Annotated in this window: 28 protein-coding genes; 2 read left to right on the forward strand and 26 right to left on the reverse strand. The window is 37.9% G+C overall.

All coding sequences use genetic code 11. The features are described from left to right. Nucleotides 1-307 precede the first annotated feature (307 nt). The 16 genes from ASG93_RS34225 to ASG93_RS17970 form a co-directional block, all read right to left on the reverse strand. Nucleotides 308-472 carry an IDEAL domain-containing protein gene (locus ASG93_RS34225; RefSeq protein WP_082614952.1) on the reverse strand — a complete coding sequence of 55 codons (165 nt, stop codon included), beginning with the start codon at nt 470-472 and terminating at the stop codon, nt 308-310. A 545-nt stretch (nt 473-1,017) separates the two neighbouring features. After that, complete coding sequence (locus tag ASG93_RS17900; protein WP_056833909.1) at nt 1,018-1,770, reverse strand: hypothetical protein; 753 nt, start codon at nt 1,768-1,770, stop codon at nt 1,018-1,020. A 165-nt stretch (nt 1,771-1,935) separates the two neighbouring features. Continuing rightward, nucleotides 1,936-2,280, reverse strand: a complete 345-nt coding sequence (locus ASG93_RS17905; RefSeq protein WP_056833910.1) for a hypothetical protein — start codon at nt 2,278-2,280, stop codon at nt 1,936-1,938. 14 nt (nt 2,281-2,294) lie between these two features. Next, nucleotides 2,295-2,555: a hypothetical protein gene (locus tag ASG93_RS17910; protein WP_235550885.1), complete on the reverse strand. Its 261-nt coding sequence runs from the start codon at nt 2,553-2,555 to the stop codon at nt 2,295-2,297. Continuing rightward, complete coding sequence (locus ASG93_RS17915; RefSeq protein WP_056833911.1) at nt 2,552-2,782, reverse strand: hypothetical protein; 231 nt, start codon at nt 2,780-2,782, stop codon at nt 2,552-2,554. The genes ASG93_RS17910 and ASG93_RS17915 overlap by 4 nt, the downstream gene beginning before the upstream one ends. A gap of 463 nt (nt 2,783-3,245) precedes the next feature. Beyond that, nucleotides 3,246-4,064: a hypothetical protein gene (locus tag ASG93_RS17920; RefSeq protein WP_056833912.1), complete on the reverse strand. Its 819-nt coding sequence runs from the start codon at nt 4,062-4,064 to the stop codon at nt 3,246-3,248. 67 nt (nt 4,065-4,131) lie between these two features. After that, a complete protein-coding gene (locus ASG93_RS17925; protein WP_156410944.1) occupies nt 4,132-4,746 on the reverse strand; it encodes a hypothetical protein in 615 nt (204 codons plus the stop codon). Between the two features lie 301 nt (nt 4,747-5,047). Next, nucleotides 5,048-5,398, reverse strand: coding sequence for a hypothetical protein (locus ASG93_RS17930; RefSeq protein WP_156410945.1), 351 nt, complete (start codon nt 5,396-5,398; stop codon nt 5,048-5,050). Between the two features lie 10 nt (nt 5,399-5,408). Continuing rightward, nucleotides 5,409-6,056 (reverse strand): hypothetical protein, encoded by a 648-nt coding sequence (locus ASG93_RS17935; RefSeq protein WP_056833915.1) that lies wholly within the window; start codon nt 6,054-6,056, stop codon nt 5,409-5,411. A gap of 884 nt (nt 6,057-6,940) precedes the next feature. Beyond that, entirely contained in the window at nt 6,941-7,528 is a 588-nt protein-coding gene (locus tag ASG93_RS17940) for a hypothetical protein (RefSeq protein WP_056833916.1), read from the reverse strand. Nucleotides 7,529-7,545: 17 nt separating this feature from the next. After that, nucleotides 7,546-8,217 carry a hypothetical protein gene (locus tag ASG93_RS17945; RefSeq protein ID WP_056833917.1) on the reverse strand — a complete coding sequence of 224 codons (672 nt, stop codon included), beginning with the start codon at nt 8,215-8,217 and terminating at the stop codon, nt 7,546-7,548. A gap of 162 nt (nt 8,218-8,379) precedes the next feature. Then, nucleotides 8,380-9,597, reverse strand: a complete 1,218-nt coding sequence (locus ASG93_RS17950; RefSeq protein ID WP_056833918.1) for an IS110 family transposase — start codon at nt 9,595-9,597, stop codon at nt 8,380-8,382. Nucleotides 9,598-10,060: 463 nt separating this feature from the next. Beyond that, nucleotides 10,061-10,600, reverse strand: coding sequence for a hypothetical protein (locus ASG93_RS17955; RefSeq protein WP_056833919.1), 540 nt, complete (start codon nt 10,598-10,600; stop codon nt 10,061-10,063). Between the two features lie 7 nt (nt 10,601-10,607). Continuing rightward, a complete protein-coding gene (locus ASG93_RS17960; RefSeq protein WP_056833920.1) occupies nt 10,608-11,273 on the reverse strand; it encodes a hypothetical protein in 666 nt (221 codons plus the stop codon). A 138-nt stretch (nt 11,274-11,411) separates the two neighbouring features. Continuing rightward, nucleotides 11,412-12,653, reverse strand: a complete 1,242-nt coding sequence (locus ASG93_RS17965; RefSeq protein ID WP_056833949.1) for an IS110 family transposase — start codon at nt 12,651-12,653, stop codon at nt 11,412-11,414. Between the two features lie 148 nt (nt 12,654-12,801). Then, entirely contained in the window at nt 12,802-13,578 is a 777-nt protein-coding gene (locus tag ASG93_RS17970; RefSeq protein WP_056833921.1) for a recombinase family protein, read from the reverse strand. A 173-nt stretch (nt 13,579-13,751) separates the two neighbouring features. Between ASG93_RS17970 and ASG93_RS17975 the strand changes: the two genes are divergently transcribed. Next, entirely contained in the window at nt 13,752-13,964 is a 213-nt protein-coding gene (locus ASG93_RS17975; protein ID WP_056833922.1) for a helix-turn-helix domain-containing protein, read from the forward strand. 253 nt (nt 13,965-14,217) lie between these two features. On the opposite strand, the gene ASG93_RS17980 is transcribed toward ASG93_RS17975, so the two are convergent. From ASG93_RS17980 to ASG93_RS18020, 9 genes are all read right to left on the reverse strand, one after another. After that, complete coding sequence (locus ASG93_RS17980; protein ID WP_056833923.1) at nt 14,218-15,135, reverse strand: phage/plasmid replication domain-containing protein; 918 nt, start codon at nt 15,133-15,135, stop codon at nt 14,218-14,220. Between the two features lie 126 nt (nt 15,136-15,261). Continuing rightward, complete coding sequence (locus tag ASG93_RS17985) at nt 15,262-15,876, reverse strand: ATP-binding protein (RefSeq protein ID WP_056833924.1); 615 nt, start codon at nt 15,874-15,876, stop codon at nt 15,262-15,264. Between the two features lie 127 nt (nt 15,877-16,003). Further along, a complete protein-coding gene (locus ASG93_RS17990) occupies nt 16,004-16,663 on the reverse strand; it encodes a hypothetical protein (protein WP_056833925.1) in 660 nt (219 codons plus the stop codon). Between the two features lie 16 nt (nt 16,664-16,679). Next, nucleotides 16,680-17,471 (reverse strand): hypothetical protein, encoded by a 792-nt coding sequence (locus ASG93_RS17995; protein ID WP_156410946.1) that lies wholly within the window; start codon nt 17,469-17,471, stop codon nt 16,680-16,682. 112 nt (nt 17,472-17,583) lie between these two features. After that, nucleotides 17,584-18,828: an IS110 family transposase gene (locus ASG93_RS18000; protein WP_056833927.1), complete on the reverse strand. Its 1,245-nt coding sequence runs from the start codon at nt 18,826-18,828 to the stop codon at nt 17,584-17,586. A 344-nt stretch (nt 18,829-19,172) separates the two neighbouring features. Beyond that, nucleotides 19,173-20,048 carry a recombinase family protein gene (locus ASG93_RS18005; protein WP_056833928.1) on the reverse strand — a complete coding sequence of 292 codons (876 nt, stop codon included), beginning with the start codon at nt 20,046-20,048 and terminating at the stop codon, nt 19,173-19,175. Between the two features lie 322 nt (nt 20,049-20,370). Then, a complete protein-coding gene (locus ASG93_RS18010) occupies nt 20,371-21,687 on the reverse strand; it encodes a phage/plasmid primase, P4 family (protein WP_056833929.1) in 1,317 nt (438 codons plus the stop codon). A gap of 269 nt (nt 21,688-21,956) precedes the next feature. Beyond that, nucleotides 21,957-22,163, reverse strand: a complete 207-nt coding sequence (locus ASG93_RS18015; protein ID WP_056833930.1) for a hypothetical protein — start codon at nt 22,161-22,163, stop codon at nt 21,957-21,959. Nucleotides 22,164-22,228: 65 nt separating this feature from the next. Beyond that, nucleotides 22,229-22,843, reverse strand: coding sequence for a hypothetical protein (locus ASG93_RS18020; RefSeq protein WP_056833931.1), 615 nt, complete (start codon nt 22,841-22,843; stop codon nt 22,229-22,231). Nucleotides 22,844-22,990: 147 nt separating this feature from the next. Here ASG93_RS18020 and ASG93_RS18025 point away from each other — a divergent pair, with 147 nt between their 5' ends. Then, entirely contained in the window at nt 22,991-23,188 is a 198-nt protein-coding gene (locus tag ASG93_RS18025) for a CopG family ribbon-helix-helix protein (RefSeq protein WP_056833932.1), read from the forward strand. A 1,308-nt stretch (nt 23,189-24,496) separates the two neighbouring features. Here ASG93_RS18025 and ASG93_RS18030 read toward each other — a convergent pair. Then, on the reverse strand, nt 24,497-24,949 hold the full coding sequence (locus tag ASG93_RS18030) for a hypothetical protein (protein WP_056833933.1): 453 nt from the start codon (nt 24,947-24,949) through the stop codon (nt 24,497-24,499). Between the last annotated feature and the right edge of the window lie 6 nt (nt 24,950-24,955).

The raw sequence follows: 24,955 nt of genomic DNA on the forward strand, positions 1-24,955 counted from the left end.
AAGCCTTTCTTAGGACTAAGGGATAGACTACACTCTTTTCACTTAAATAGTAAACAGCGAGTAAAAACTGTTAGTCAGAATTAATGTTAATGTGATGGAGTATCAACCGCTCATATTCTTTTAGCAGTTATTTATGTTGTTAACGATACAGCGGAAGACCAAGAGAAACCACCCTATGTTGGTTAGTCGCATTGCGGTTATCAAGTAATTCAACTGCAAGGATTATTCCAGTATTGGTTCCTATGCCCATAAGAAATAACCGTTCATTCATTGAACGGCTATTTTCTGTTCCATTTTGGGCTTATATTTAATCTATCAATCCGATATCTTTACAAACCTCTCCCTCTAAAACTTGAAGTTCCTTCTTTTTTCTGACCAGTTCATTGAACCATTCTTTATCATTCATGACTAAGGCTTGATCAATAAGTGCTTCATAATCCTTTGATGCTATTATCCGTGGTAATTTATTCATATAGTCCTCTCCTGTTCAAAGGTCAAAATTTCATTTGACCGTAACATAATAAGAAAATCTCTTAATTCAAGTTTATACCATCATCACTCCGTACTAAAAAGACACTTCAAGATGAGTTTTTTTATTATGTTACAAATAGTCAAAATAGCAACTTTAAGTATCCTGATGAATTGCAGTTCCGGACTTTATTTTTACCTATGATCTTTCGTTATGCGCTATTCTGCTAACGTTCGGGTAGTTTGTACGGTCTGCCGTTAAAAAACGTCATCACACCGGGTTTGTGTTAGTCATTCAGTGGATGCATGAGTTGTCTAACTTCGCTTCACATAAAACGTTCACCTTCATGAGTCTTATGAAAAAATTCTATTTTTAATCTCTCCCACCACAGATTCATGTTAAAATTTCATGTCCATAAGTAGTATCAATTTTTCAACGTAACTTTCTGCCGATCATATTCTCTGAGCGGTTATTTGTTTTGTTAGCGATACAGCGGCAGACAAAAAGAAAACCACCCTACGATGGTTAGTCGCAAGGTGGTTTAGTTATCAACCTAAAGGAGGAACTCTTTTGTATTGTGGTCCGAAGTGATTAGGCGTGGCATCATATTCAGCCTTATTACCAAATGAATCTATTCCAAGAAGTTCCTTTGCTGTTGTCTCTAAATTTGGAGAATCCAGTAATTCTTGATGTGGTTCATTTGCTAGTAAAGTAAGTAAACCGTTTGATAGAGATTCGGTTTTCTGCCACGGTAACGATAGAATAGTATCCTGCCTAAAAAAATCTACGTAAGTCTTACCAAAGTAATTACACCAAAATACCCCTGGCATCCTTGTTTCTAATGTACCTGTCACGTGTTGGCGAGTTTGGGCTTTATCGTGTGAAATGTAGCCGTGAATACCATCGACTAGTTCAATTGTCTCCTTAAAAAGAGTTACTATTGCATCTTTGTGTTTCATAAAAGTTTTTAATGAAAAATAAAAATCAATATAATTCAACGAAACCTTATTTGGACACTTATACCATTGAGTAGTAAATTGAAATGCTGGAGAAATGCTTTTCCCAAGCATTCCCCCAGCTTTACCGACCATCCTTCCCACTTTCTCATCAAAACAACCCGCCTCCTCACGTGTCCACATTTCCATAGCTTCACTTGGAGTATATGATTTCCTTAAAGGTTCATATGTACCAATTTTTTGAGGGGTAAAACCTTTCTTAACAAGATTTTCAAAAAATTTATTTGCAATTTCAGCCGTATTAAAAGGCGTTATAGTAAAAATAACTGCAGTCATTTCGTTCATAGTGTCCTCAGCCTAACTATGGAAATATTCATAATCCACAAAGTCGTTAGCTCCTCTTCTTACTTTAATAGTTCCTCCACCTTTCTTAATTGCTTCGAGTAGAGGTTTTGACACTAGCGTTATTTAGGGGTTGAAAATGAGTTCATTAGGCACTGGGTAGGGTTTTTAATCAGCCGCCAAACAACCCTTGATTTCATCTGCTAGTTCAAGTACTTTCCTCCATTCAGGTGCATTTCTTACTGCATCAACATTCCATGAATTTCCTTGCTGTAACTCTAGAACTAAGTTTCTTAGAATAGAGCTTTTATACATCGTCTCATCACTAATAAGTTCAGCTTGGTACAGTCTTTCCAAGGTCTCATTGTGTAAAAATGAAATAACCCCTGTATCGAATTCTTCAAAAATGTTATACCCGATTGTCACATCGTCCTCATGTAGCAAGTATGTTCCGCACTTATTTATTGTATCTACGTATAGCTTCATGAGTTTCTCTATAGAGATTTTCCCCATTAAAAAAGTCTCCTTTAATTTTGAATAATCGTAGCTCCATCGTCAGGTAACGGTTTATTATCAGACCCTACTACCTTAACTCTACCAGTTTGTCCACTTGCAAATCCATAATATGACCCTTCATGAACCCCTCCACCTGGATGATAGAACACAGACTTATCGCCGCTTGTGAATTTCCACCCAGTACCTGCAGAGCCATACGTACCTCTCGTCCAACCGTCCCCAAGAGCCCCAAGTAACATTTCCGTTTCCATATTTGCTCTTGAAGTAATCATTCCATAGCTCCTGTTCGAGGTATCTGTGCAGAATTACCCGATGGAAAATATGATGTTGCCGCCTTAGCTGCCACCGCTTCTTCAGCTAGAATTGATAAACTACGACTACCAGCTAAAGCCAATTCAAGTGCTTCAGGTGACTGTAAAATACTATACCCTTTTTGAAATCTATTAATAAGATCATTTTTTGCCCATTCAGCATTTTCAGGTGTATTTTCACTAGCCATGTAATGATGACCTGTTGCCATATTGAACAAATACAAGAATTGATTTCGATTAAGTTCTTCAAATCCGTTCAAATGTTTTATTCGAGTTTGACCGAGAAAATCACGTTGGAATGAATAGTCACCCTCCGTTTTCCTAGCCTCTAAAATTGAGTACTCTATGTTACCTGCTGTCAGCCAAGTATCCTTTCACGTATCCTTTCACGTATCCTTTCCAGAATAACGATGCCCAGTCGGATCAGTATAAATCAATGGATTATTACCTACATAAGTATATCCATTCTGACTCTGCGGACTCTCTAACGTCCCCTTATACGTATCCTCACTAATAAATCAATTGCTGTCAATCATTTTCCGTCAGTAGCACTTCTGAGCAGTTATTTGCTTTGTAAGCTACACTGTGGACAAAAGAAAACCACCCTACGATGGTTAGTCGCAAGGTGGCATTATTAAAACACACAAAATCTTAAATGAATCTAACTGGTTCTGGTCTTAGTAGCTTAATTTTATGTTTCTGAAAAAGTTCTTTCACTTTTGCACTTACGATCAACAATGGAATACGATAAGCATTCAGATATTCAAAGGTCAAATTAAAGTCCTGAAACTGCTCCATTTCTTCCTTCCTATAAATAAATTCCGAACGAGGGAAACCTTTCGAACTACAATATTCACAATCACTGACAGAATAATGCTCGTAGGGATCAATGCGTACCTGATCATCAATTGGTGGCAAAATATTCTTTACAACCAACTGATATACCTTTTGCACATCCCGATCCTTATAATCTCTAGCAGGAAGGATTTCATAACCGCTAAGCTGATTGCTCTCAATTACCTCCTTAGCATAATCAGTAATAATAAATTCAGGTCTAATGTGAACAAAGTGGTTCTTACCGATCTTCTTCACATCTAACTTTAATTCAGAAGCCTGAATTTTACCGCAGTGTTCGCAGCGATGATCGTGAACAAATTCGTATTTTGTCCCATAATGTTCAGCATCCTTGAGAGCATCATGCTCCCATGGGTAGTGAACACCTACATGAAAAAAATTCGCTTCCTTCAATTCTTGTTTTGTATATTCTCTCGATTCAAAAAAACTATAATCGATACGATTTGTTTCAAGTACTTGCATTAAGTCTAAAAATCCAATTGACGCTTCATCCGTTATAATTTCCAACCCAGAGGGCAAAGATGAAATTTTATCAACTTTCTCATGGAATTGACTATAAATTTCGTTTGTAGTATCTTGATTTCCTCTAATTTTAAGAAGCGCAATACGTTTCATCGTTATCCTCCGAAATAATTACTAACTTTTACTCCCATTTCCATAAATACCGGCTTCAACGTGTCTATCACTCTGGCATGTTAACTTCTGTATACACGTCAACTACTGCATCCCAAATATCTTGAAGTTCAGCATTATCCGTTCTAATCGTTTTATTATCATATGCATATCCGATTTTTTGTCTGAATAAATTCGTTATCTTCTGATGTGTGTCCTTGTCAATTGCAATTGACAATATATCATTCTCTACAATTTTATTTTTACCTGCAGCTTCTAACCCCTTGTTAATCTGATAGATAAATCGTTTTTCAATCAAGTGATGTGCTTCTAATCCTGTCCCTTTGCTGACTTTACGCAAATCGCTATACGCCATTACAAGCTTTCCACCTTGAATAGCGGCAATTTTCTCAGACTTCTCTAGCTTATTGAGACCCTCGACCACTTGATTAACTGCTTTAGCGCCTCTCCCCAATCCAGTTAAACCAGGAACTGCTGCTGAAAGAGTATCTAATGCTGCTGCGAAAAAGTCTGCTTCTGCAATATCCATAGATATATTATTAATATCCATTGGAAGGTCAGGTGAGGCTAGGACTGCTGAAGCATACACATAGACTAAACAAACTGGGCAATGTCCTGTTGGGTCATTGTATTTTACTGGAATATTATAAACATACGTATACAAATTCAAACTCAGCGGATTATCAATCTGCCCTTTATACGTATCCTATCTAATAAACCGCTCAATAATTCCTAACCCAACTACTGCTATTTTACCACATCTACCCAGCTTGCAAGCCTATCAGAATCGGTTCTCTAGCACCAGACCGCACCAAATCCTCATTTTTGCCATTCGTTGCTGAGGGGCGTGGAACTCTTATTAGTTCAATGGTTATATGTGTTGTTAGCGATACAGCGGTGGACAAAAAGAAAACCACCCTACGATGGTTAGTCGCAAGGTGGTAATTTGTAGATATAATCCAAAATTACAGTTCTTCCATTTCCCATTCTAATACACTTATTTTTTCACAATTAAAAATATCTAAGATATCCTGACAGAATAATTTTAACTCATCAATTTCATTATCTTTTTTAATCAATCTTATTTCTGCTACAAATCCGTTTTCAGCAGGGTTAAACTCTATTAAGCTAAATGGCTTAAAGTTCTTCCCCCCCTTAGGGTATGTCCAATTACTTATAAGATTAGGAAGATTTCTTATATGGTATCCATCTAACTTATTATTTATTTTAACCATAACCTTTATGGTAGTCGAAAGCTTAACCTCAAAATTAGGTGGAAAATACAACTTGTCAATTTCATCGAACTGCATTGCCATCTTCCCTTCTTCAATAGCCAGGGGATAGTTTTCCACCCCATGGAGTCATTTTTAATAATAATCTAGCTACTATATAAGCCGCGCCTACTGTAGTTAACTCTTTTATACCTCCATCTTCATTTTCATAATATAAAGAATAATTAACCTCTCCAGCTGCTGGGAATGATACATTCATCTTAACATTACCAAATACAGGTACACCATTGATCGGATTAAAATAATCCCCTTCTATTAGATTACCTGCCTTTTTATATAGTTCTAACTGAGGCTTTGGATCTTCTCCATTTAGTGGCTTTACTTCCCAAACTTTATTTCCCAAAACGATATCAGCATAATAATTCCCTTTGCCTTCCCCTTTTGGTTTACTAATACTTTTTTCTAGTGTCGGGGATTTTCCATATTTATCATAAATTGCTTTTGCAGCTTGTATTTGTGCAATTTCATGAAATGGAACAAATAATTGACGAAAGTTAGCCTCTGCATCAGCAAAATCAGAGAATTCAGGTATTGCGGCTGAGAGACCATTAGCTCCAAATATTAAAAGCGAAGCATTAGCAGAATTGTAAGATTCATTATTGTAACCCTTAGAAATCAAATTAAGAGACCAAGCATATGAATGCCCTGTCGGATCAGTACGAGTTAATGGGTTATTCTCCACATAAGCATACCCATTTTGACTCGTAGGATTACCTAACGTCCCCTTATACGTATCCTAGCTAACTAACCGTATTGACTCGTAAAAATGGACGGTGATTGTATTCCAATCGCCGCCCATCTGTTCCAATTATATCATCCTGCCTCTTTCAATACGACAGGCATGGTATACTCCGTCCTATTCTTCATTAGTGCATACACCAAATCAACTAACTTTCTCATTATACAAATGATTGCCTGTGTCTTGGTCTTTCCTGCCGCCAACCGCTGTTGGTAATACTCATAGTAATAGGGATTGTTAGCCGTTTGGTACCGCCCAAGAGATAATGGGATTCATTTTAACTCAGAAGCTATTGGGTTCTGAGGCAATCGCTAAGCCCTCAAAATCAACCTACAATCGAAAAATGGAGAAACTTCAAGAGATTGGGCTAGTTCCTGTATATTCAACAAGAATGCTTCCCCCATTGGATTTTTCAGGTCTAGAGTAAGCAGCTTGTCCAATGTACCTTTACACCGGAATAATTATGCACCGTAAAGTACTTTCAAAGTAATCCTTTTGTTGGATCCAACTAGACTTCTGGCACAACACCATACTCAAATCTCACACCTATAATGGCGATGGGTGGCGGAAAGACCATTAAACCTTGTATCGAGTATACGGAACTGGGATCATCATGACAGACTTATAGCTACATCCAACAAAATAACCGCCACCTATCATCGCCTCTCACCTTTTACGATTGCCCTTTCGACCTTCACTCGCCAACCTTTACCCTAGTTTGCCCCTCCTTTGTGGGCAAACTCAGCACCATTGCGTTGCACTGCGGGCGGCGGACAAAAGAAAAACCACAAACGAGAGGTTAGTCTCGTTTGTGGCTAGAGAAGCTATCAAATTACATCTTTATATGTAATCCATCTTCCTAAATGACCGTAGTAAATCTCCAATTCTCCCTTTACAAACATTTCATAAGCTTCTTCGCCAAACCAAATGTTCTTGTCTTTAAGCTTTTTCATCTTAGATTTCATAATTTTAACGACACGCTTATGTTCCCCTTTAACCGAATGAGGGATTGGTATTACGGCATGATTTGCTTTGTCATAAAGTTCTTTTGTATGCGATAAGTAACCCGATACCCCTCTAAGCCCATCACCATCCTTGTTAATAACATAATGAGAAGTTGAAAAAACTAAGCTTGGTGCAGCATGAAAACTCAGTAAACCATTAAACTCGTTCTTGGTATTTAAAATATGATAGTCTAACGGAAACACTGGATAAAAACTCTCTTCCCAGAGATGAAACATACCGATCCTTTCTAATGTGCATTCAACAATACTATCAACTTCTCTTACAAAAATAAGGTCTTTCTGTGACTTATAATTATCTACTGGAATAAGTTTAAGTTCGGTTTGTCCTAAGATAACCTTAATCAGTTCGGTATTATCTTTCGGGGATGCAAAAAAATCAAATCTAGCCAAACTCACTTCACCTCGTTCTATTTCAAAGCTTTTATAACATACTTTACTGTCCACTTAATACCTTTAGCAGTATATTCAACTCCCTTTTTCACTTCTCGTGGAACCATTCCCTTTGAATTTGCCCTTACAGCTTCAAAGACCTCTACAACTTTTCCTGTCGCTCTGTCTTCAACCCACACGTCAGGTATTCTATTCACATCTACCATACTCTTTATTGATGTTTGATTATGAATATTATACTCTGCACGGTTAGGATACCTTTCCTTGGCTAAGTCCTCTAACTCCTGAACTGTTTTTTGATGCTCTGGAGTTCCCTTCGAACCGTAAGGGTTATTCGCAGTTCTTATTTTTTCATAGTTGTCATTATTATAAATTTTGGACAAAGGATTTTCGATATCCGAATCGGCATAAGCAATATCAGGGTCGCCAATTTCAGCATCCATAATAAACAATGCGACTTCACCTAAAGCTTGTTTTATAGGATGATCCGCTGCCCATCTTACATTATCTGAAAAATACTCCGCATTTCCTTGAATTGTTTTTTTATCACCGTAATTAATTAAACCTAAATTGTATGCTGTATCGGCAAATTCCCACTGTTCAGTATACATGGAAAGTTGAAGCAAAACATCTTCGTTATACTTTTCATCTCCATCTTTGAAGTGACCAGAAGGGTCAGTATAAATCAACGGATTATTCTGAACATACGCATACCCATTTTGACTCTGCGGATTTCCTAACGCCCCCTTATACGTATCCTGATTGATAAACCGTCATAAGAGTTAAATGAAAGGCGGCACTTCAACATGATTGAAATACCGCCACTGCTACCATTATACAACTTTTCCCTGCTAGGGAGAAAGAATGTACTCCGTCTTATTCTTCATCATCTTGTAAACGATGTTCACCAGCTTACGCATCACGCAGACGATTGCCTGCCCTTTCGTCTTGCCCTCCGACTGTTTCTTGTGGAAATAATCCAAGAACATCGGATTGCGCGGTTCATGATGCCTGCGTGTCAAAGCAAGCTGTCGACAAGCCAATTGAAAAAACAATTCATGCAGCACACGATTGCCTTGATTTGTCTTACAGTGTTTGATTTTACCACTCGAGCCTACCTCCACAGGCGCAATCCCTGCATATCTAGCAAGCTGGTTCGCAGAAGCAAAGCGATTAATATCTCCAATCTCCGCAACAAACGATGCTGATGAAACCAAATCAATGCCTGTCATGGTATCCAGCTTAAAGCCCAAATCCTCCATTAGCGGCTTAATTTCTCGCTCCGCACATGCGATTTCTCGCTTATGAAAACGAATCTCCTTCACAATGCTTCTAACAATGAAATCGCGCTTCTCTTGAAACGCTCTATGCAATTCGCCATCCGCCTTCACAAGCGTCAAGATTTCCTCCGCTTTCTTCGTAGAGCAGGCGTTATTACTTAATTTACGCAGGAAGTAGGCTAATTCCTGAGCAGTCACACTCTCAAGGTACTTTGGAGAGGGAAAGCGGTGGAAGAAGCCGAGAGCCGTTTTGCCATCTAACTCTGTGAAGAATTTAGGGTAGCTTGAGTAATGGTGTCCTAGCTGCGCATGAAGTTTCTTTTTTGAAAACTCCAATCCTTTCATGCTGGCATGTCGTCGCGATACAAGCTGCGCAATTGCCCAATAATGGTCAACAGGCTTAGCAATGGGTAAACGGTCAAATTCCTCAATTAGTACCGCTGCAATGCACTCTGCATCCCATGAATCAGACTTCCTAACGGTGTTGTGGCTCTTGCGTTTAGCACTAGACAGCTTGCTACCTACTTCTCTAACGGTAAAGCCTTCATCAATCAAATAGACCGTCAAGTTTCGCCCATAGTTGGTAGTGTCCTCCAAGCCGAAGATAATGGTTAAACCTTTAGCATTAGCATACTTGCGGATTTCATTGACCATCTTCGGATACACGGAAGGCTTATTTTCAAACGTAACTTCGCATACCTTCTGACGGAAGAAATCTAGTCCCACAGCGGTATGCTGCCGCTTGTGAGGGTCAACACCGACATAAAGATAGTTCAATCGTTCATGCAACTTTGGCAACCCCTTCATGTTGTTATGGATGGTTTAGTGGCTCATATAGGGCGGTGTGCAACCTCCAAGATCGAGCGTTAATCACATGGATTCGCAAAGATACACTAGCAGCACCGACCTGTATCAACCACCAAAACATCGTTTGTCAATGAACAAGCATAAAGGTATGGATTCGCAATCTGGGGGCAAGCGTTCATCTTTCGATGCGCAATGATACAACAGCGTTCCCCACACCTTGATTTAATTTTTAGCTGCTTGCTTTCTACTAAACCCTGTCGTATCGCTGAAAATTAATCGTGAATACGTCTGTGAGTGTGCATGTGGGTTTATTTGGAAGGAAAAGGGGAAGCGCGGTAATATGGGTAACCCGACCCTTGTTCTTTCAAATAATGGCTACATGCTGTCCAGCGGCAGACAAAAAAAAAAACCACCCTACGATGGTTAGTCGCAAGGTGGTTAAAACTTATAATCTACCCAACTTTTCTAAAAGACTCACTATAGGAGTGGTAACTAGAAATATCTTGTTAATACTCTCCAACTCTCCGACAAATTGCTTCGCTTTAGTAACTAATTCGTTTTTAAATTGCCTCTCATTTATTCGGATATTTTTCCATTCACCATACTCATATTGATCTAAAGGTGACGTAGATATAAATCCTCCTCCCGCCTGTTTAGTCGCTTTAATTATGCTAACATCAATCTCGTCAGCACTGACTTTAACAAATTGTATCCATGTATTGTTTGATTCAATAACATCTAGTAATACAAAATTCTCTTTAGAAATCGCTAATGTAGCTTCTACAAGTAATTCAAACCAAGTTAAAATGGATTCTAATCCCATCTCTCCGTCTTGTAGTGGTCTATCATGAAAGTATCCATAACTATTCGTATGATTGAAATCTATTCGAAAATGCCCCGTTATGGGGAACTCGTCTCGAACTGAAATCAGCGATGATTCAGAATCGATTTCCATTGGATTGATTCGGTAAAATATTTTGACCATTCCATTCCTACTTTCCGAAATAACTCTTTGTAAGTTTATTTAATCCATAAGCTGAACTTAGATTTCCGTTCGAATCAATGAACAATCTGATATACTCGCCATTGTAATAGTAGTCGTATCTTCCAGTTACTCCGTCCTTAAATGCACTCTGGTATGCAGTTTCTACGCCCGAAATAATGTCCTCCTTAGTCCAGCTAGAGTTAAAGAAAGTATTATCCTCAAGGTATTTGGTAAAATCAGCTTCTGGCATATAATTCACTTGTTTTGCAAATGTGTCTGGCATGTGTCCATTCAATATATGCTTAATTTGCTTATTGCTTAATTTTGCAGCAGCCTGAATAGCGGTATCTGTTGCTTCAACTGCTACTTCGATTTCTTTTTCCTTATTGGCAAGTTTAACAACTATTTTTCCACCTTTAATCAGCTTGCCTAAAGGTAAAAAACCTGCCGCTGCCAATCCCTTATCAAAGGTACTAGCATCAGGATCGATAATGGTCTCTATATCATCAATCACTAGGATACCTGCGATTTTACCACTTAGCTCCCATCCATCCAAAATTCCATTGGTAATATATCTGAATACATCAGGGGTTGAGTTTTCTCCCATATACCCTGATCCGTAAACGCCACCTTCACCCATAACTTGATGACCTGTTGGGTCAGTATAACGCAATGGATTATTCCAAACATAAGCATACCCATTCTGACTCTGCGGATTGCCTAGTGTCCCTTTATACGTATCCTAGTTTATAAACCGTTCAATTGATATAAAAAAGATGGCGACCTAGCTTCCAGTTACCACCAAATTATATCATCCTGCTAACTTGTATTGTACTGTTGGCTTTACATATGCTGTCTTATTTTTCATTAAAGCGTAGACCACATCTACCAATTTTCGCATGATACAAATAATAGCCTGAGTTTTTGTTTTTCCTGCCAACATCTTCTGTTGGTAATACTCATAGTAATAGGGATTGTTAGGCTCTTTGCTTCCTCGTTTAGTTCCAATCTGCCGACATGCAAGTCTGTAAAACAACTCATGCAATACCCTATTCCCTTGCTTACATTTATAGTATTTCCCCTTATCTCCTGAACCCTTAAAAACAGGAGCAATACCTGCAAATCGTGCTAGCTTCTCAGAACTTTTGAACCTGCCGATGTTTCCAATCTCTGCAACAAAACCTGATGCAGAAACCAATTCAATGCCATACATAGATTCTAGCTTATATCCTGTTTCTTTCATTATCACTGCCAATCGTTCCTCAGTTGCTTGAAGTTCTTCCTTGCAGTTTCTTATACGTCTAATGTGACTCTGGATAATAAAATCCCTGTCCTCTTGATACTCACGTTTGGTACTTCCATCCTCATGAATCAGATTAAGTATTTTCTCTGCTGACTTGAAGGAACATGCGTAGTTGCTAGGTTTCAGCAGGAACTCCCTTAATTCTTCAACCGTAACACCCTCTAAATGGTTTGGTGCAGGAAACTTCTCAAAGAAGGCTAAGGAAGTTTTACCATCCAGTTCACTAAAGAACTTTCTGTAGCTGGGATAGTGATGCCCTAGCTGTGCGTGAAGTTGGTTTATGAGAACCGTCAAATCTGTTGCAGTTGCCGTTCTTGTGGTCACAAGTTGAGCAATAACCCAATATTGGTCTATTGGCTTTGCATCTGGCAATCTTTCAAATTTATCAATGAGTACATGACCAACACATTCAGCATCCCATTCATCTGACTTTTGAGTGATTGCATTCGCTTTACGTACACCATTTGGAAGGGCAGGGTTTACTTCTTTTACAATCTGCTTCTGTTCAACCAAAAATACAGCTAATGCCCTACCGTAGCCCCCTGTATCCTCCAATCCATATGCAGGAGTAATACCCTTTTTGAGATACTTTTTTACTTCTGCTAATAATTTTGGAAACTCATTTGGCTTATTGTCAAACTTAAACTCGCCAAGTTTCTTCTTAAATCCATTGAGAATGACTGCTGTATGATGATTCTTATGCAAATCAATTCCAACAAAAATATGCTTTAGTCTAATTTCTTCTTCCATGTCATGTAGTTCCACAAGCTTCCCCCTTGTTGATTATGAGATTTTCATTTGAATGCTTACTGAGAAGAAGGTTCACATCCTCATTTCGAGTGGTCAAGCCACAAAGATACCTTAGTAATATCCTTCTCCGTATAAGCATTCAAATCAATCAAATAATGGCTGTATGCAATCCAACTGCTTCAATATTTCCATAGCGATAATTACCTTCATAAAACTCCTTGCGGTCAAGAAGTCGTTTGACCTGTACCTTTGTAAAAGCTTTTCCTTGCCCCGTTTTGAATCCTTCATCATTCAATTTACCTGCTAGTGATGAAAGTGAATCCGTAGAATACTGTTCCTTAATGTGGAACAATCTACGTACTACTTCTGCTTGCTTGTCATCTATTTCAATGCACTTAGAACCTCTTTTTCCTTTATAGCCAAAAGGGATTCCTCCACCTGCAAACTTACCCTCTGATGCCTTCTTGCTTCTCCCTCGTCCTAACTTCATTGCGATTTCAAGACGTTGATAAGCATCCAGCAATTCCATTAGACCATTAATCAAGAAGTCAGAAGGGTCTTTCTTATAGATGCTGTAAGACGGATGTTCAATACTGTGAATATCAAGGTTATGTTTCTTGAACTCTCGATGCACAAGCACTTTCACAATATCACTTCTCCACAGTCTGCTCGTATTCAAAACAATCACCAAATCCATTTTACTTTTGGATAAGAATCCCAACATGTCTTGAAATCCTTCTCTCTGAACCTCTAAGGCATCCTCATCCACCTTTGCTCCACTAATACCCTCATCTGAGAAGATGTGCTGTAAGTGCCATCCCTGCTCCTTACAATACGTTTCAATTTCGTCCATCTGATAGCCTAAACTATAGCCATCCTTTGCTTGTCCTTGTGTACTTACACGAATATAACCTATGACATTCATTTTGTTTTCACCCTACCGTTACAGGAATTGTAATTAGTGTTACGCTTATGAGTTATACCCTTAAGAGTATATATCTATTGTATTACTTTTAAGCGTATATATCAATGCTAAATTGGCTAGAATATGATATAGTACCTTTAAGCGTATTTTTTTAGACGGAGGACTATTTTGAAATGAGAGTAAAGATTCGTTTAAAAGAAATACTTGCTGAAAAAGGAATTTCACAGCGTCAGTTATCTTTGCAAATGAATATTCGACATGCAACTATAAATCATCTTTGTTCTGATTCCGTCGATAGGGTCTATATACGAACTCTTGAACAAATTTGCAATGCATTGAACATTAGCATCCATGAACTTATAGTTGAAGAGGATTCTACTGAATAACTATCGTATTCATTTTCAACTTGGCTGTCGCTCTGGATGTGCTATGCCTTTTTTAGAACCCCATTAAGTATGATTAGATGTAAACCATCCCCGAGTGGGGTTTATCGTAGCTTGTGGAATTTTCAGAATCTACCCGCTTCAAATTCCTATAAATAAAAGAAAAACGGATTTAGGTTCTTTTAAATTCATCTAAAAATTTAGCATTCTTATCGTTATCGTGACGAATAAAAGCAGTCTAGTTTTAGATGACTTCTCAGCCTATTTTGGCATAGTCTATTGTCAATGGACTCAGGCAGTTCCCAACGGGAATTGTCATTTTTTTTGCCAAGCTTTTACGGTTTCCATAAGTTGCTGGTCTGTACAACTCTTTTAGTGTGGTTTCATCCATCATGCTTTGAAGCATTTGAAAGCCAAGCAATGTTTCAATCTTCGATATGTTCTCTTTGTTTTCCATTAGCCATGAGATACCAATACTGGAAACTTCAACAGGGTATCTTAGTTCTTCCAGTACCTTGCCTGTCATGAACTCAAATAATTCCTTGTTCAGTAACTCAATGGCTTTACGTGCTTGTGAGAACTTTTTCATATCGTGGATACTTGGTCTGACTTCCAAGCGTAGAACCCCTTTGGCTTGCTCAATAATATCTGCGGGTTCTTTCATCTTCTTCGTTTGTTTGTGTTTATCGTAAAAGATGATTCGATTGCTTTTATTTGAGAACTCTACCGTCTGGTCATGATTGTGACTATGCGTATTCTTAAAGGCAAGCTTCTGTTTGCTCAGATGCCTAATATACTCGCTCACGTCATTCCCAACTTGGAAATTCCAAGATACGTCACAACGCTTCGTAATCCATTCTTCATGTTCTATACGGATGGAGAGCAACTGAAATATCCTCTTCTGTAGTTCCTCAAAGAACTTAAGTATATCCCCTTCTGATATTTGGGATACATTGTTTCCGTATAGGAATTTAGGAATGGAAACTTGAACATTCAAAATTGATGAACCGTCATTGTACGTGATATAAGGGATTTTCTCGTCATATATCACGTATTTAGTGTTTAATGCTCCTGTTTCTTGCTTTAAAAATGTAACTACTTTGGGATTATGCTGATTCAGCATATCTGCGTTAATGTATATGCCTTTTGCATAGAGGTGAACTGTATCAAACATTGAGAACCTTCTTTCGTCTGTAATTTAGCCTATAAATTTTATCTGATTCTAAAATTTTAGAGTGGATTAAGTATGTTATATCAACTTGTATCCACGAGGATCATTCCTTTAATGTAATGCTTGTAATTACTCAATGATTTTGTATTTCCTTAAGATTTCCCCTACTTCGTTGTACATTTCTTGCGTACCCTTACTTGAATTAAAGAATGGATCGAATCCCCATTCGTTATCAGAGTTCAAGAAATAAAACATCATTTTTACCACACCCAATTGCTTTGGATTTTCTTCTTTTAAAATTTTTAGTAACTTCTTAATGAATTTCTCATTCTTATATTGGTCAGGTCCATCTTGGAGCAATTCCTGTAAGTCCTCCAATATTTCAATTTTCTTTTGTTCCTCACGAAGATGATAGATTAACCCCTCATTTTGATATATCCTCTTGGTTACCCACACTTCTTCACCTGTTTCCTCATTAAAGATAGGCACTTCAACTTCTTCAAACTCATCAGTTTGAGTTATATATAATTCCTGAACTCTTAATTCTTCTTTTGAATTTAATTCCTTATTAAACAATTCAACAGGGATTATCGGGAATATTTGTTTTAATTCTTCAAGTTTATTTAGCGGAATGTCTTGCTGTTTAATCCACATCGAGATGTTAGCCCTATTAATCTGAAGTTGCTTTGCTAATTCAGAATTTGTCATATTATATGTCTGTAAAACACACTTCAAACCGAACATAAAAATCAACTCCTTAACTTTGTTAAGAACATAATATCACCTTAACATTGTTAAGTCAATAGGTGCGATAATATTTTTTTAATAAGAAAAACCACCTTACGATGGTTAGTCGCAAGGTGGTTTGACATTAGACTTTTAGTTTTAACTGTACTTTGTTTTGATTAATAATTTCACTTAACTTTACTTTTAAACTGCTTGGTTCATTTTTAGCTAGCTCTAACATCGTTCTCACTAAAGCACAAGTATCTTGCACCCAAGGGCGTGAATCTCCCTGAAAGAACTGCAATACATTCTCCAGAGTAAGCTTAGCTTTATCATATTGTTCTAAAGATAAATAACTAAAACCAAGATAGATATAGCGTAAATGTGGTGGGAAACCTACAAATTTAGAATCAGTTATTTCTGAACCTTCAATGAATGAAACCAATCCTTCCATACTTCCTTTTTCCTCAAACCAAGGTGAAATTTCCGCATCCAAATTTTTTTTAAGTTCAGTTACAGATTGTTCCAAAGAAATTTCTGAATCTCCAATGTCCCATAAATCTTTTCCTTGCTTTCTAACTCTACTACCACAACTTAAAACAAAAGTAGTGGCTGGAACATAGAGTGGTTGTAAAGCATAGTTACAGTAGAAGTGTTTCGGTTGTACCGTAAAGTCAAGTATCTGAACGAAATTCCCGTTCAGTTTATACAGTAATGTAGGATTTTGGAATTTAAACCCTTTTTCCTTGGCATAGAGACTCATGTTATGTTTGATGAGCTGCTTAATTTTTTTGGTATCAGTCAAGAACATCACCTCTTCATTACTTCGGTCTAACTTCATATACAGGAGCATAGTTAGGCAATTGTGCTTGAATTTCTTTAATCCTTTTTGCCGTTAATCCTGCTTTTCCTGTTTTCAAATCGAACACAGCTTTAATTGTACCGTCTACGTTGTACTCCACAGCATCTAGCCTCGCTGCACCCTTTGTCCCATAGCTTACCACACTACCATTCAAATAAGTAACTTCGGTTTTTAATAAATTATTCCCTAAAGCATCAATTTTCGTAGCGAAATAACTATGCTTAAGGGTTCCAGCTACAGTTCCACTCTGCCCAACTGACGCCTCCGCCTCAGTTGCTAATCCTTCCAATTGGGCTAACGTTGAAATTGATTTTCCTGATTTTGAAAACACAGCTAATGGTGCTTCTATACTTGATAATACAAAGTCCCATTGCCCTGCGTAAAATTCAGCATCTTCTCGGCTTTTATTCTCGAAAGAAGCTGCAAGTATTGCAGTAGCCCAATTTGCGTTACCCTCTGTATAGTCCGTATCAGCCTCTGTTGCAGGATGGCAATTATTATTACTATCACATGCTGTCATAGTTGCCAAACCAAATAACCATTTGAATTGGTTATTATCATCATTAGTAGCATTATTAAAGAACTTTAAGGCATCCGTTCCCAATGAAGAGCGGATATTCCAAAAGACTTGTGAAGTATTGTTTGTTCTAGCTACATCAATGAGTGTTTTAATATTTTTACCGTTTGGAACATGTCCACTTGGGTCTACCATATTAATTGGGTTATTCCAAGTATAACTATACAAATTCAAGCTTTGCGTATCCCAAACACTGCCCTTGTACGTATCCTGAATGATGAACCATAGCTCCGCATAATAAAAGGCGATGCAATCATTTGATTAACACCGCCGTTTCTATTGATAATTATACAGCATTTTCCTTTTGGGTAACAGGTCTTACGTATTCCGTCTTGTTCTTCATCATCTTATAGACGATGTTTACAAGCTTCCGCATAATGCAAACAATAGCCTGTCCTTTTGTCTTGCCCTTTGAACGCTTTTCGTTATAATACTCAAGGAATATAGGATTTCGTGGCTCCTTATGTCTTCTGGAGAGTGCCAATTGACGACATGCTAACTGAAAGAATAATTCGTGCAGCACTCGATTACCTTGACTTGTTTTTTTATGCTTTACCTCACCGCCAGAGCCAACCTCAATAGGTGCGATGCCAGCAAAACGAGCAAGTTGATTAGAAGAAGCAAATCGATTTACATCACCAATTTCTGCTATAAAGGATGCCGCAGTAACTAATTCAACACCAGTCAATGTATCTAGCCTGATGCCCAATTGGTCCATGAGTGGCTTAATCTCGTCTTCACTTTCCGAAATCTCCCTCTTGTGAAATCGAATCTCTTTGACAAGACTTCGTACAATGAAATCACGCTTGTCTTGAAAGTCACTATCAAACTGTCCATCCGTTCTCACCAGTGTTAAAATTTGCTCTGCTTTCTTTGTAGAACACGCATAATTGCTCAATTTCCGTAGAAAGTGAGTCAATTCCTCGAGTGTAACGCCTTCTAAGTGTCTTGGTGATGGAAACCGATGAAAAAAGCCGAGAGATGTTTTACCATCCAGTTCAGAGAAGAATTTTCGATAAGTTGGATAATGATGCTGCAACTGAGAGTGAAGCTTACGGATCGAAAATGCCAATCCCTTCATACTTGATGTTCGCCGTGAGACTAGCTGCTTGATTGCCCAATAATGATCAATAGGATTGGCTACTGGTAATCGATCATACTCTTCGATTAAAACAGCGGCGATACACTCAGAATCCCAAGCATCTGACTTTTTGACTGTTGCATAGCTTTTCCTCTTCGCTTCCGACAGTTTGCTATTTACTTCCTTGACCAAGTATTTCTGCTCTTTAAGAAAGATAGTCAAGTTCCTTCCGAAATTATGCGTATCTTCCAAGCCGAATATGATTGAACTGAAATTACCTTTAACGGCGATCTTTTTTATTTGCTGTATCATTTGTGGAAATGCAGACGGTCTGTTATCAAACGTAAATGCTTTGTCAATCTTCTTATGAAATAAATTAAGTGCTACTGCTGTATGTTGATGTTTATGAGGGTCTATTCCTACGTATAAAAAATTCAAGCGTTCTTCCATATCTCGATCATCCTTTCCAAGTGTAGATTTATCATGTACTTCTGCTGATTAGCCATTTGAGTGATTGATAAAGGACAGCTCGCAACCTCCAGTTTCGAGCGTTCACCGTAACGAACACGATGCGCAAAGATAGATGAGCAATACTATCCTCTAGCAATCACTCAAATGATTTATTTGTCAAAGAACAATAGGTGAAATATGGATTTGCAATCTGAGGGCAAGCGTTCATCGCAGGCGTTCACGATGCGCAATGATACTACAGCAATATGCCATACTTCAAAATAGTCTGTCGTAAGTAATTATATTAGTGGGACTTGAATATTAAATTTAGTCTACTAAAGTGCCTATAACTCTTTTCCATAAGTAGTAGCTTTCTTGTCAATTCGCATTCTTTGTACCTTATTGAATTGTTGCTTGGAAATGATGGCTGGAATAGCTGTTTTACTCTGTAGATTATTCTTCTCTTTCCTGCCGTTATAGCTGTAAATACCAGTGTACGTTGAGTTTCTAAGCATGTAGCATATTGAAGTGCGTGACCATTGCTTCACTTTGTGCTGGCTTGAACATCCAGAATCGTCTAGGTCATTGTTTTGCAACCTATTCAATAGTTCTGCTATATAAGCATAGCTCTTACCCTCAAGATACATCCTATAAATCTGTTTAATGATGTGCGCTTCCACTTCATTAACTACAATTTGCTCGTCTTGAAGCATGTAGCCATATGGAATCTTGCCACCAGCATACTTGCCTGACTTTGCAGTAACCATTCTGCCAGAACGTGTCCGTTCATTTATCAGGTTCCGCTCAAACTCAGCGAAACTGCCTAGCATTTGCAGTGTCAACATTCCTTGTGGAGATGCGGTATCAAAGTTTTCAGAGACGCTAACAAAAGCAATGTCATTCGGCTCTAGTTCATCCTCAATCATAATCAACAAGTTCTTTAAATGACGGTGAATGCGATCTGATTTGAACACGATAATCGCATCAATACCATTTGTCTTATCGCAAACATACTCAACCATCGCATTGTACTCTTGCCGTTCGTCTGTGCAAGAAGCAGACTTAGCTTCATCACAAAACGTCTTAACCAATTGCCAGTTCTGACTCACACAATACGCACTGATTCTCTTCAATTGTTCTTGAATCGATGTGTTTTCTTTCTGGCCTTCTGAACTGACACGTACATAGCCGACAACCTTTTTAATACTGGCCTTAACCATTGCCTCAACCTCCTGTATGTAATTACCAGTTATTGGTTGAGCAAATTGTACAGGCTGTTGGCTGAACATGTACACGTTGTACTGGTGCTTGATGACCAAATAATTTTAATTTTTTGGACTGAAATCATCAGCAAGCCGTTAATAGGACTAGCATTTCCGCTGTTAGTTAAATCGGTTTACTCCGCAACTTAATAAAGAAAGATGTGCAATCCATTCCGGTGATTCTGGTGCAGCGTTTTCTTTTTCAATGCGGCATGAACAGCTTACTACTGACCTATGGCATTCATTCCGGTGACATTCAGGTTCTTGTTTTGGTGCACAACTATATGAACTCGCTCAACAAACTAATCCCTTTCCAATATCTTGGACCACCACGCCTTGGTCGATAATCGTAGATTAATTCAGGATATAGTTCCAAGAGTCGTTTATTAAAGTTCTTCTTTCCTTTAGAATGCAAACCACTGTCTGTTGACCATTGTTTGTACACCTCATACATTTTCTTTGTATCCGTTAGCAGATAGTTAACGTCACCAGTCATACAACAACATTCTTCTGCGAAGGACAGAACGTGATCGGCTTCATACTTGTATTGCTCAAGCGCTTTTCTTGTCGATTCATTATCCGAAAATCCTTTTTGTCGATCCAGTCGCCTTAGACTTTCTACTGCCAGCTTTAACAAGTAAGACAGGCTGTCCTCCGTCGTAATCTTCTCCAAAATGTTAGGATCACGGTTTTCATCTGTAAATTTGAATGGAAAGGGAATGATCATTAACCTTCTAAAAAATCCTTCTGTTACATCTTGTGTGCCTGGCAGTGCATTGGCCGAGAAGATGAGAGTAGCAAAAGGATTGTAGTCGAATGGGTCTTTCCCCTTAAACTCAGCATTAACGCTATCGCCGCTTGTAACCTTTTTAATCGTTTCCGTCTTGGAAAGCCCTTTATGCGAAATATCCGCACAAATGTTGATCAGCTTGTTATATAACTGAGCAACCTTAAAACGACTTCCTTCCAGTTCCTGTAGTGATACGCTCGAACGATTCTGCTTCCCTACAAATGCCTCGATGAGTTCAATGAGCTTACTTTTGCCATTGGAACCCGTACCCAAGAAAATAAAGCACTTTTGATATTTCACATTCTGTATCAAACAATACCCGATCATTTCAAGTACAAGATTCACGGTGTCCTTAGGTACAATGGTTTCTAGAAAGTTTAGAACATGAGCATTATAAGCTTCTGGATTCCATTTCACTGGGATCTGTATCGTTGAAAGTTGTTCAGGTGTATGTGGCTTTAATTCTCCAGTCTTCCAGTTAAGAAGTCCGTTACTGCAATTGATCCAATCATCATCTGTCTGTAGTGGCAAATTACGATCTAACAAGGTCTGATTGGTAATGTAGTATAGCGTTTCCTCAATGTATTTTTTGCGGCTTCTGTCCCCTAGCAAACACTGTGCGAATTGCCTGATCTTCTTTTCACCATCACGGACATAAACGCCATTCTGATATACATACAAATGACCATTATCATTGAACGTAGGTAACTGCTCTAACAAATACTTCGCCATACCAACAGGCTGAAACTGTCCTTCCTTAAAGAATCGACTAGCGGCATTTTCAATTAGCATATTATTATGAACCATTGGCTCCTCCTGAATTTAATAAGCAATCCGGATGCTTGTAGAGCGATAATAAAGCATCTTCAAGAGAGGTACAATGGATGAAAATGGAGGGAAATAGAAGATTTCAATGCAGTATTAAAAAGGAAATGTGGCATTGAACTTTTTTGTCGAATGATGTCATATTGAAAGAAAAATTTTATTCCATCCAAGAAATCCAAGCTGGTATTATGCTGTCAAGCATAAAAAAAGAAAGCACCCATAATCGAGTACTTTCTCTGCCATTCTCCGTATTATTCTTCCGACACATGAATCTGTATCAACTGCAAGTTGATCATTTCAGCTACAAGCTCATACTGTTCCTCATTAAGCTTCGTTAGTTGCCCTACTTCTTCTAGCGTGATTTGACCTTGACGAATCTTCTCCATAAGTTCATCTTTTAATCGCACCGTATAGAAGTATTTCTGAATCAAATCATTTTTCTTGGCCACTTCATCCATTTGTTGTTTCAACCCCTCTCACAAAGTTGGAGCTATCTTACTGTGTGAGATTTGAAATGTACACGTTAGAAATTATCTTTAACTGCTGTATGATTCTCAATGTTTTTGTAATCGCTATTGGCATGTTGTTTAACCCAATTCATAAATAGAGTTGGCCCTACTTGAGCGTCCGTCCAAGTGCTTGCTGGCTGTGTGCTTGCTTGGTTGTTGCCAACCGACACTACTAATCCTACGATTCCAGTAGGCTTGTTAATAATGATCGATGTTCGAGCTAAAGGCAACCCTGTTGCGTATGCTGAAAATGTAAAGTCACGAGCTACCTTTTCAGCAGCACTTTTTAAAAGCGGACCATCCTCTAATGTGTATTCCGCTTCAACTACATATCGTTGGTTCCTTTTGTAAACATTGATTCCTTGTAGTCTTGTAACTGCTTGTTGAATAGCATATTGGATTTTTTGCTCGTCCGTAAGATTTTGCTTCGTCTGCTCTACTTTCATTTCATTCTGAGGCTGATTATCTACTTTATTTTGCGCATTTTTTGCTGAATTAACAGCAACAGTCGTTTGCTCTTTTACTGTAGGAGAGTAGTCCTGTCGCATCTCATATTTCCATAACAATACAGAAGCTAAGACAACATTCACGAACACAAGAGAAATAACGAGTAGAACTTTCCATACCATAAGTGTTTAACCTCACTTTTTGTCGAAATAAAAGGCAACAAGCATATCTTACCATATATTGATTGGATTTGTATTCTTTTATGATTGCATATTGTGTTATACCAATACATCATTGTTATTTCTATACTGATAGTTGAGGTGAACACAATGAGCAATGATGATTTTATTGTAACGCCAAAGGAAGATAAGTCTGTCACCATTACGATTCGAATTGATAAGGCCATACAGGAACAGCTTGATGAATTGTCTAAGCAGAGCAATCGATCAAGAAATGAATTGATTAATATGGCTTTGTCCTACGCTTTGAAAAACCTCAAATTCATAGATAGCACCAACAAGAACTAAGCCAGTCCTCTTTATGGGCTGGCTTTTTGTTTTGCCTGTTATATTCTGTTCTGGCATGTCACGTCTTGAATGCGTTGATTTTTTAAATTGAAATGTTAACGAAAACTAATCATATTTTGCATACTCCAGAAGTGCTCAGTACGTTCTTTATTAATCGTTTGTAGCCTAGATGAGCAAATCATAAGTGAGTAATCTTCACATTGTTGGAAGCTATTCTAAGCGTACCGTTTTATCTGTCTATTTGCTCATTTATCTTGACCATCTCTATGCTAATTTTCATACTACATTTACACTTGGACCATCTCAAAAAAGCAAGTAGGGGGATTATAGGGGGAGGAAGGATTGGATATTTAAAAGGATTTTATAAGGTCTCTTCTTTAATTCTTCATCTTTAAAAAGATTTCAGAATTAAAGATAGAGTGGCGGTGTTACCACTCGCCACGTATTATTTTGTTTGTGCTGGTTTTATTCATTTCGTTTTGGATTCACCAGAATATCATCCTTGACATTTATAGTGCTTGGTCATAAATTTGTACGGATATGCCAGTTGAATAGTCTGGAATGGCATTCTGGCTCTCTTGGCATATGCAAATTTTGATAATGCCAACTCTCATCCCAACAGTTCTCTTGGATTTCACTGAAACCTTGTACACATTTGTAAACTTGTAACTTGACGGAAAGGCACCGATTCAATGATTAACACTTGTATTGAGATTTCCTTTGTTGGCACTCAAAAGAGCATTTTAATTTGCCATTGTGACAACCAAGCAAAATAATGAGTTATCCAGTTCATCTTCTGGATGCTTTCTTTGCACCCTGCATATATTTTATCGGTCAGCAGTGCTTAAATGCTCTGACGATATGCTCTAGCATTTCTGGATCTATGAGAATAGCTTTGCAATACATAAATTTGCATCGTTATTTTTCGTAGATTTGTTGGATCATACTTCGGTAAATCATGATGATGCTTGTCGTTGTGATTTGTTAATTCGTTAGCTCAGTCTATGGTATTGACGTATTCTTAACTTCTTTAGCATTTAAGCATAGCTCATGGTTTATTTATTGTTCAATTTTATTCATCTCAAAACAAATCCTAAGAAATAATGCATACTGGCAAGGGAACATCGTCAGCACAACCTATTCCGAATAATAATTTTTAAGTGATGCTTAAGTATCCGTTTAACTAACAGATACCTGCCGCCGATCATACTCTCTGAGCAGTTATTTGTGTTGTTAGCGATACAGCGGCGAATAAACAAGAAACCACCCTACGATGGTTAGTCGCTAAGGTGGTCATCAAATAAATACTTAACTATATATTCTCTGTTGTCTTTCCTTGTCTTGCATTAAGTTGTACATAAAAAGATAAATGTCTTGACTTTCTTCCATGTCATCATTAAATGACGGATCAACCAAGTTAAGTTCGTCATATTGCCAAGAGGTGTAGGTTACTGTAAACACTATATTCTCGTTTTGTAAGATACTAAAGTGGTTATGATGGTCTTCTCTAACTAAAGTGATTTTACAATTTGTATCACTCAAACAGATTTTCTCATCGTCTGCTTGAAAATAGAGCTTGTTGTCCTTCTTATAGAGCAGGATTAAGTAACCATTCGTTTGTTCATAATGTCCTTGAATTTTGACGTTTGGTTCTGGTCTAGCTATGATGTTTTTTTCGCCAGTATCAGGATCGAACATCATCATTTCTTTCCAGACCTGCCCATTTTCGAGTAGCAAATGTTCTCTGTTAAGTTGCTTCATAATGTG

It is taken from the genome of Paenibacillus sp. Soil787 (genome assembly GCF_001429545.1).
Classification (GTDB): domain Bacteria; phylum Bacillota; class Bacilli; order Paenibacillales; family NBRC-103111; genus Paenibacillus_E.

Coding starts and splice junctions, on each gene's coding strand:
- ASG93_RS18020 (WP_056833931.1), bottom strand. CDS start 22,843: ATGGTATGGAAAGTTCTACTCGTTATTTCTCTTGTGTTCGTGAATGTT.
- ASG93_RS17985 (WP_056833924.1), bottom strand. CDS start 15,876: ATGTTCGGTTTGAAGTGTGTTTTACAGACATATAATATGACAAATTCT.
- ASG93_RS17970 (WP_056833921.1), bottom strand. CDS start 13,578: ATGAATGTCATAGGTTATATTCGTGTAAGTACACAAGGACAAGCAAAG.
- ASG93_RS18025 (WP_056833932.1), top strand. CDS start 22,991: ATGAGCAATGATGATTTTATTGTAACGCCAAAGGAAGATAAGTCTGTC.
- ASG93_RS18030 (WP_056833933.1), bottom strand. CDS start 24,949: ATGAAGCAACTTAACAGAGAACATTTGCTACTCGAAAATGGGCAGGTC.
- ASG93_RS17980 (WP_056833923.1), bottom strand. CDS start 15,135: ATGTTTGATACAGTTCACCTCTATGCAAAAGGCATATACATTAACGCA.
- ASG93_RS17920 (WP_056833912.1), bottom strand. CDS start 4,064: ATGAAACGTATTGCGCTTCTTAAAATTAGAGGAAATCAAGATACTACA.
- ASG93_RS17900 (WP_056833909.1), bottom strand. CDS start 1,770: ATGAACGAAATGACTGCAGTTATTTTTACTATAACGCCTTTTAATACG.
- ASG93_RS17965 (WP_056833949.1), bottom strand. CDS start 12,653: ATGGAAGAAGAAATTAGACTAAAGCATATTTTTGTTGGAATTGATTTG.
- ASG93_RS18000 (WP_056833927.1), bottom strand. CDS start 18,828: ATGGAAGAACGCTTGAATTTTTTATACGTAGGAATAGACCCTCATAAA.
- ASG93_RS17915 (WP_056833911.1), bottom strand. CDS start 2,782: ATGGCTAGTGAAAATACACCTGAAAATGCTGAATGGGCAAAAAATGAT.
- ASG93_RS34225 (WP_082614952.1), bottom strand. CDS start 472: ATGAATAAATTACCACGGATAATAGCATCAAAGGATTATGAAGCACTT.
- ASG93_RS18005 (WP_056833928.1), bottom strand. CDS start 20,048: ATGGTTAAGGCCAGTATTAAAAAGGTTGTCGGCTATGTACGTGTCAGT.
- ASG93_RS18010 (WP_056833929.1), bottom strand. CDS start 21,687: ATGGTTCATAATAATATGCTAATTGAAAATGCCGCTAGTCGATTCTTT.
- ASG93_RS18015 (WP_056833930.1), bottom strand. CDS start 22,163: ATGGATGAAGTGGCCAAGAAAAATGATTTGATTCAGAAATACTTCTAT.
- ASG93_RS17905 (WP_056833910.1), bottom strand. CDS start 2,280: ATGGGGAAAATCTCTATAGAGAAACTCATGAAGCTATACGTAGATACA.
- ASG93_RS17955 (WP_056833919.1), bottom strand. CDS start 10,600: ATGGTCAAAATATTTTACCGAATCAATCCAATGGAAATCGATTCTGAA.
- ASG93_RS17975 (WP_056833922.1), top strand. CDS start 13,752: ATGAGAGTAAAGATTCGTTTAAAAGAAATACTTGCTGAAAAAGGAATT.
- ASG93_RS17930 (WP_156410945.1), bottom strand. CDS start 5,398: ATGGCAATGCAGTTCGATGAAATTGACAAGTTGTATTTTCCACCTAAT.
- ASG93_RS17910 (WP_235550885.1), bottom strand. CDS start 2,555: ATGATTACTTCAAGAGCAAATATGGAAACGGAAATGTTACTTGGGGCT.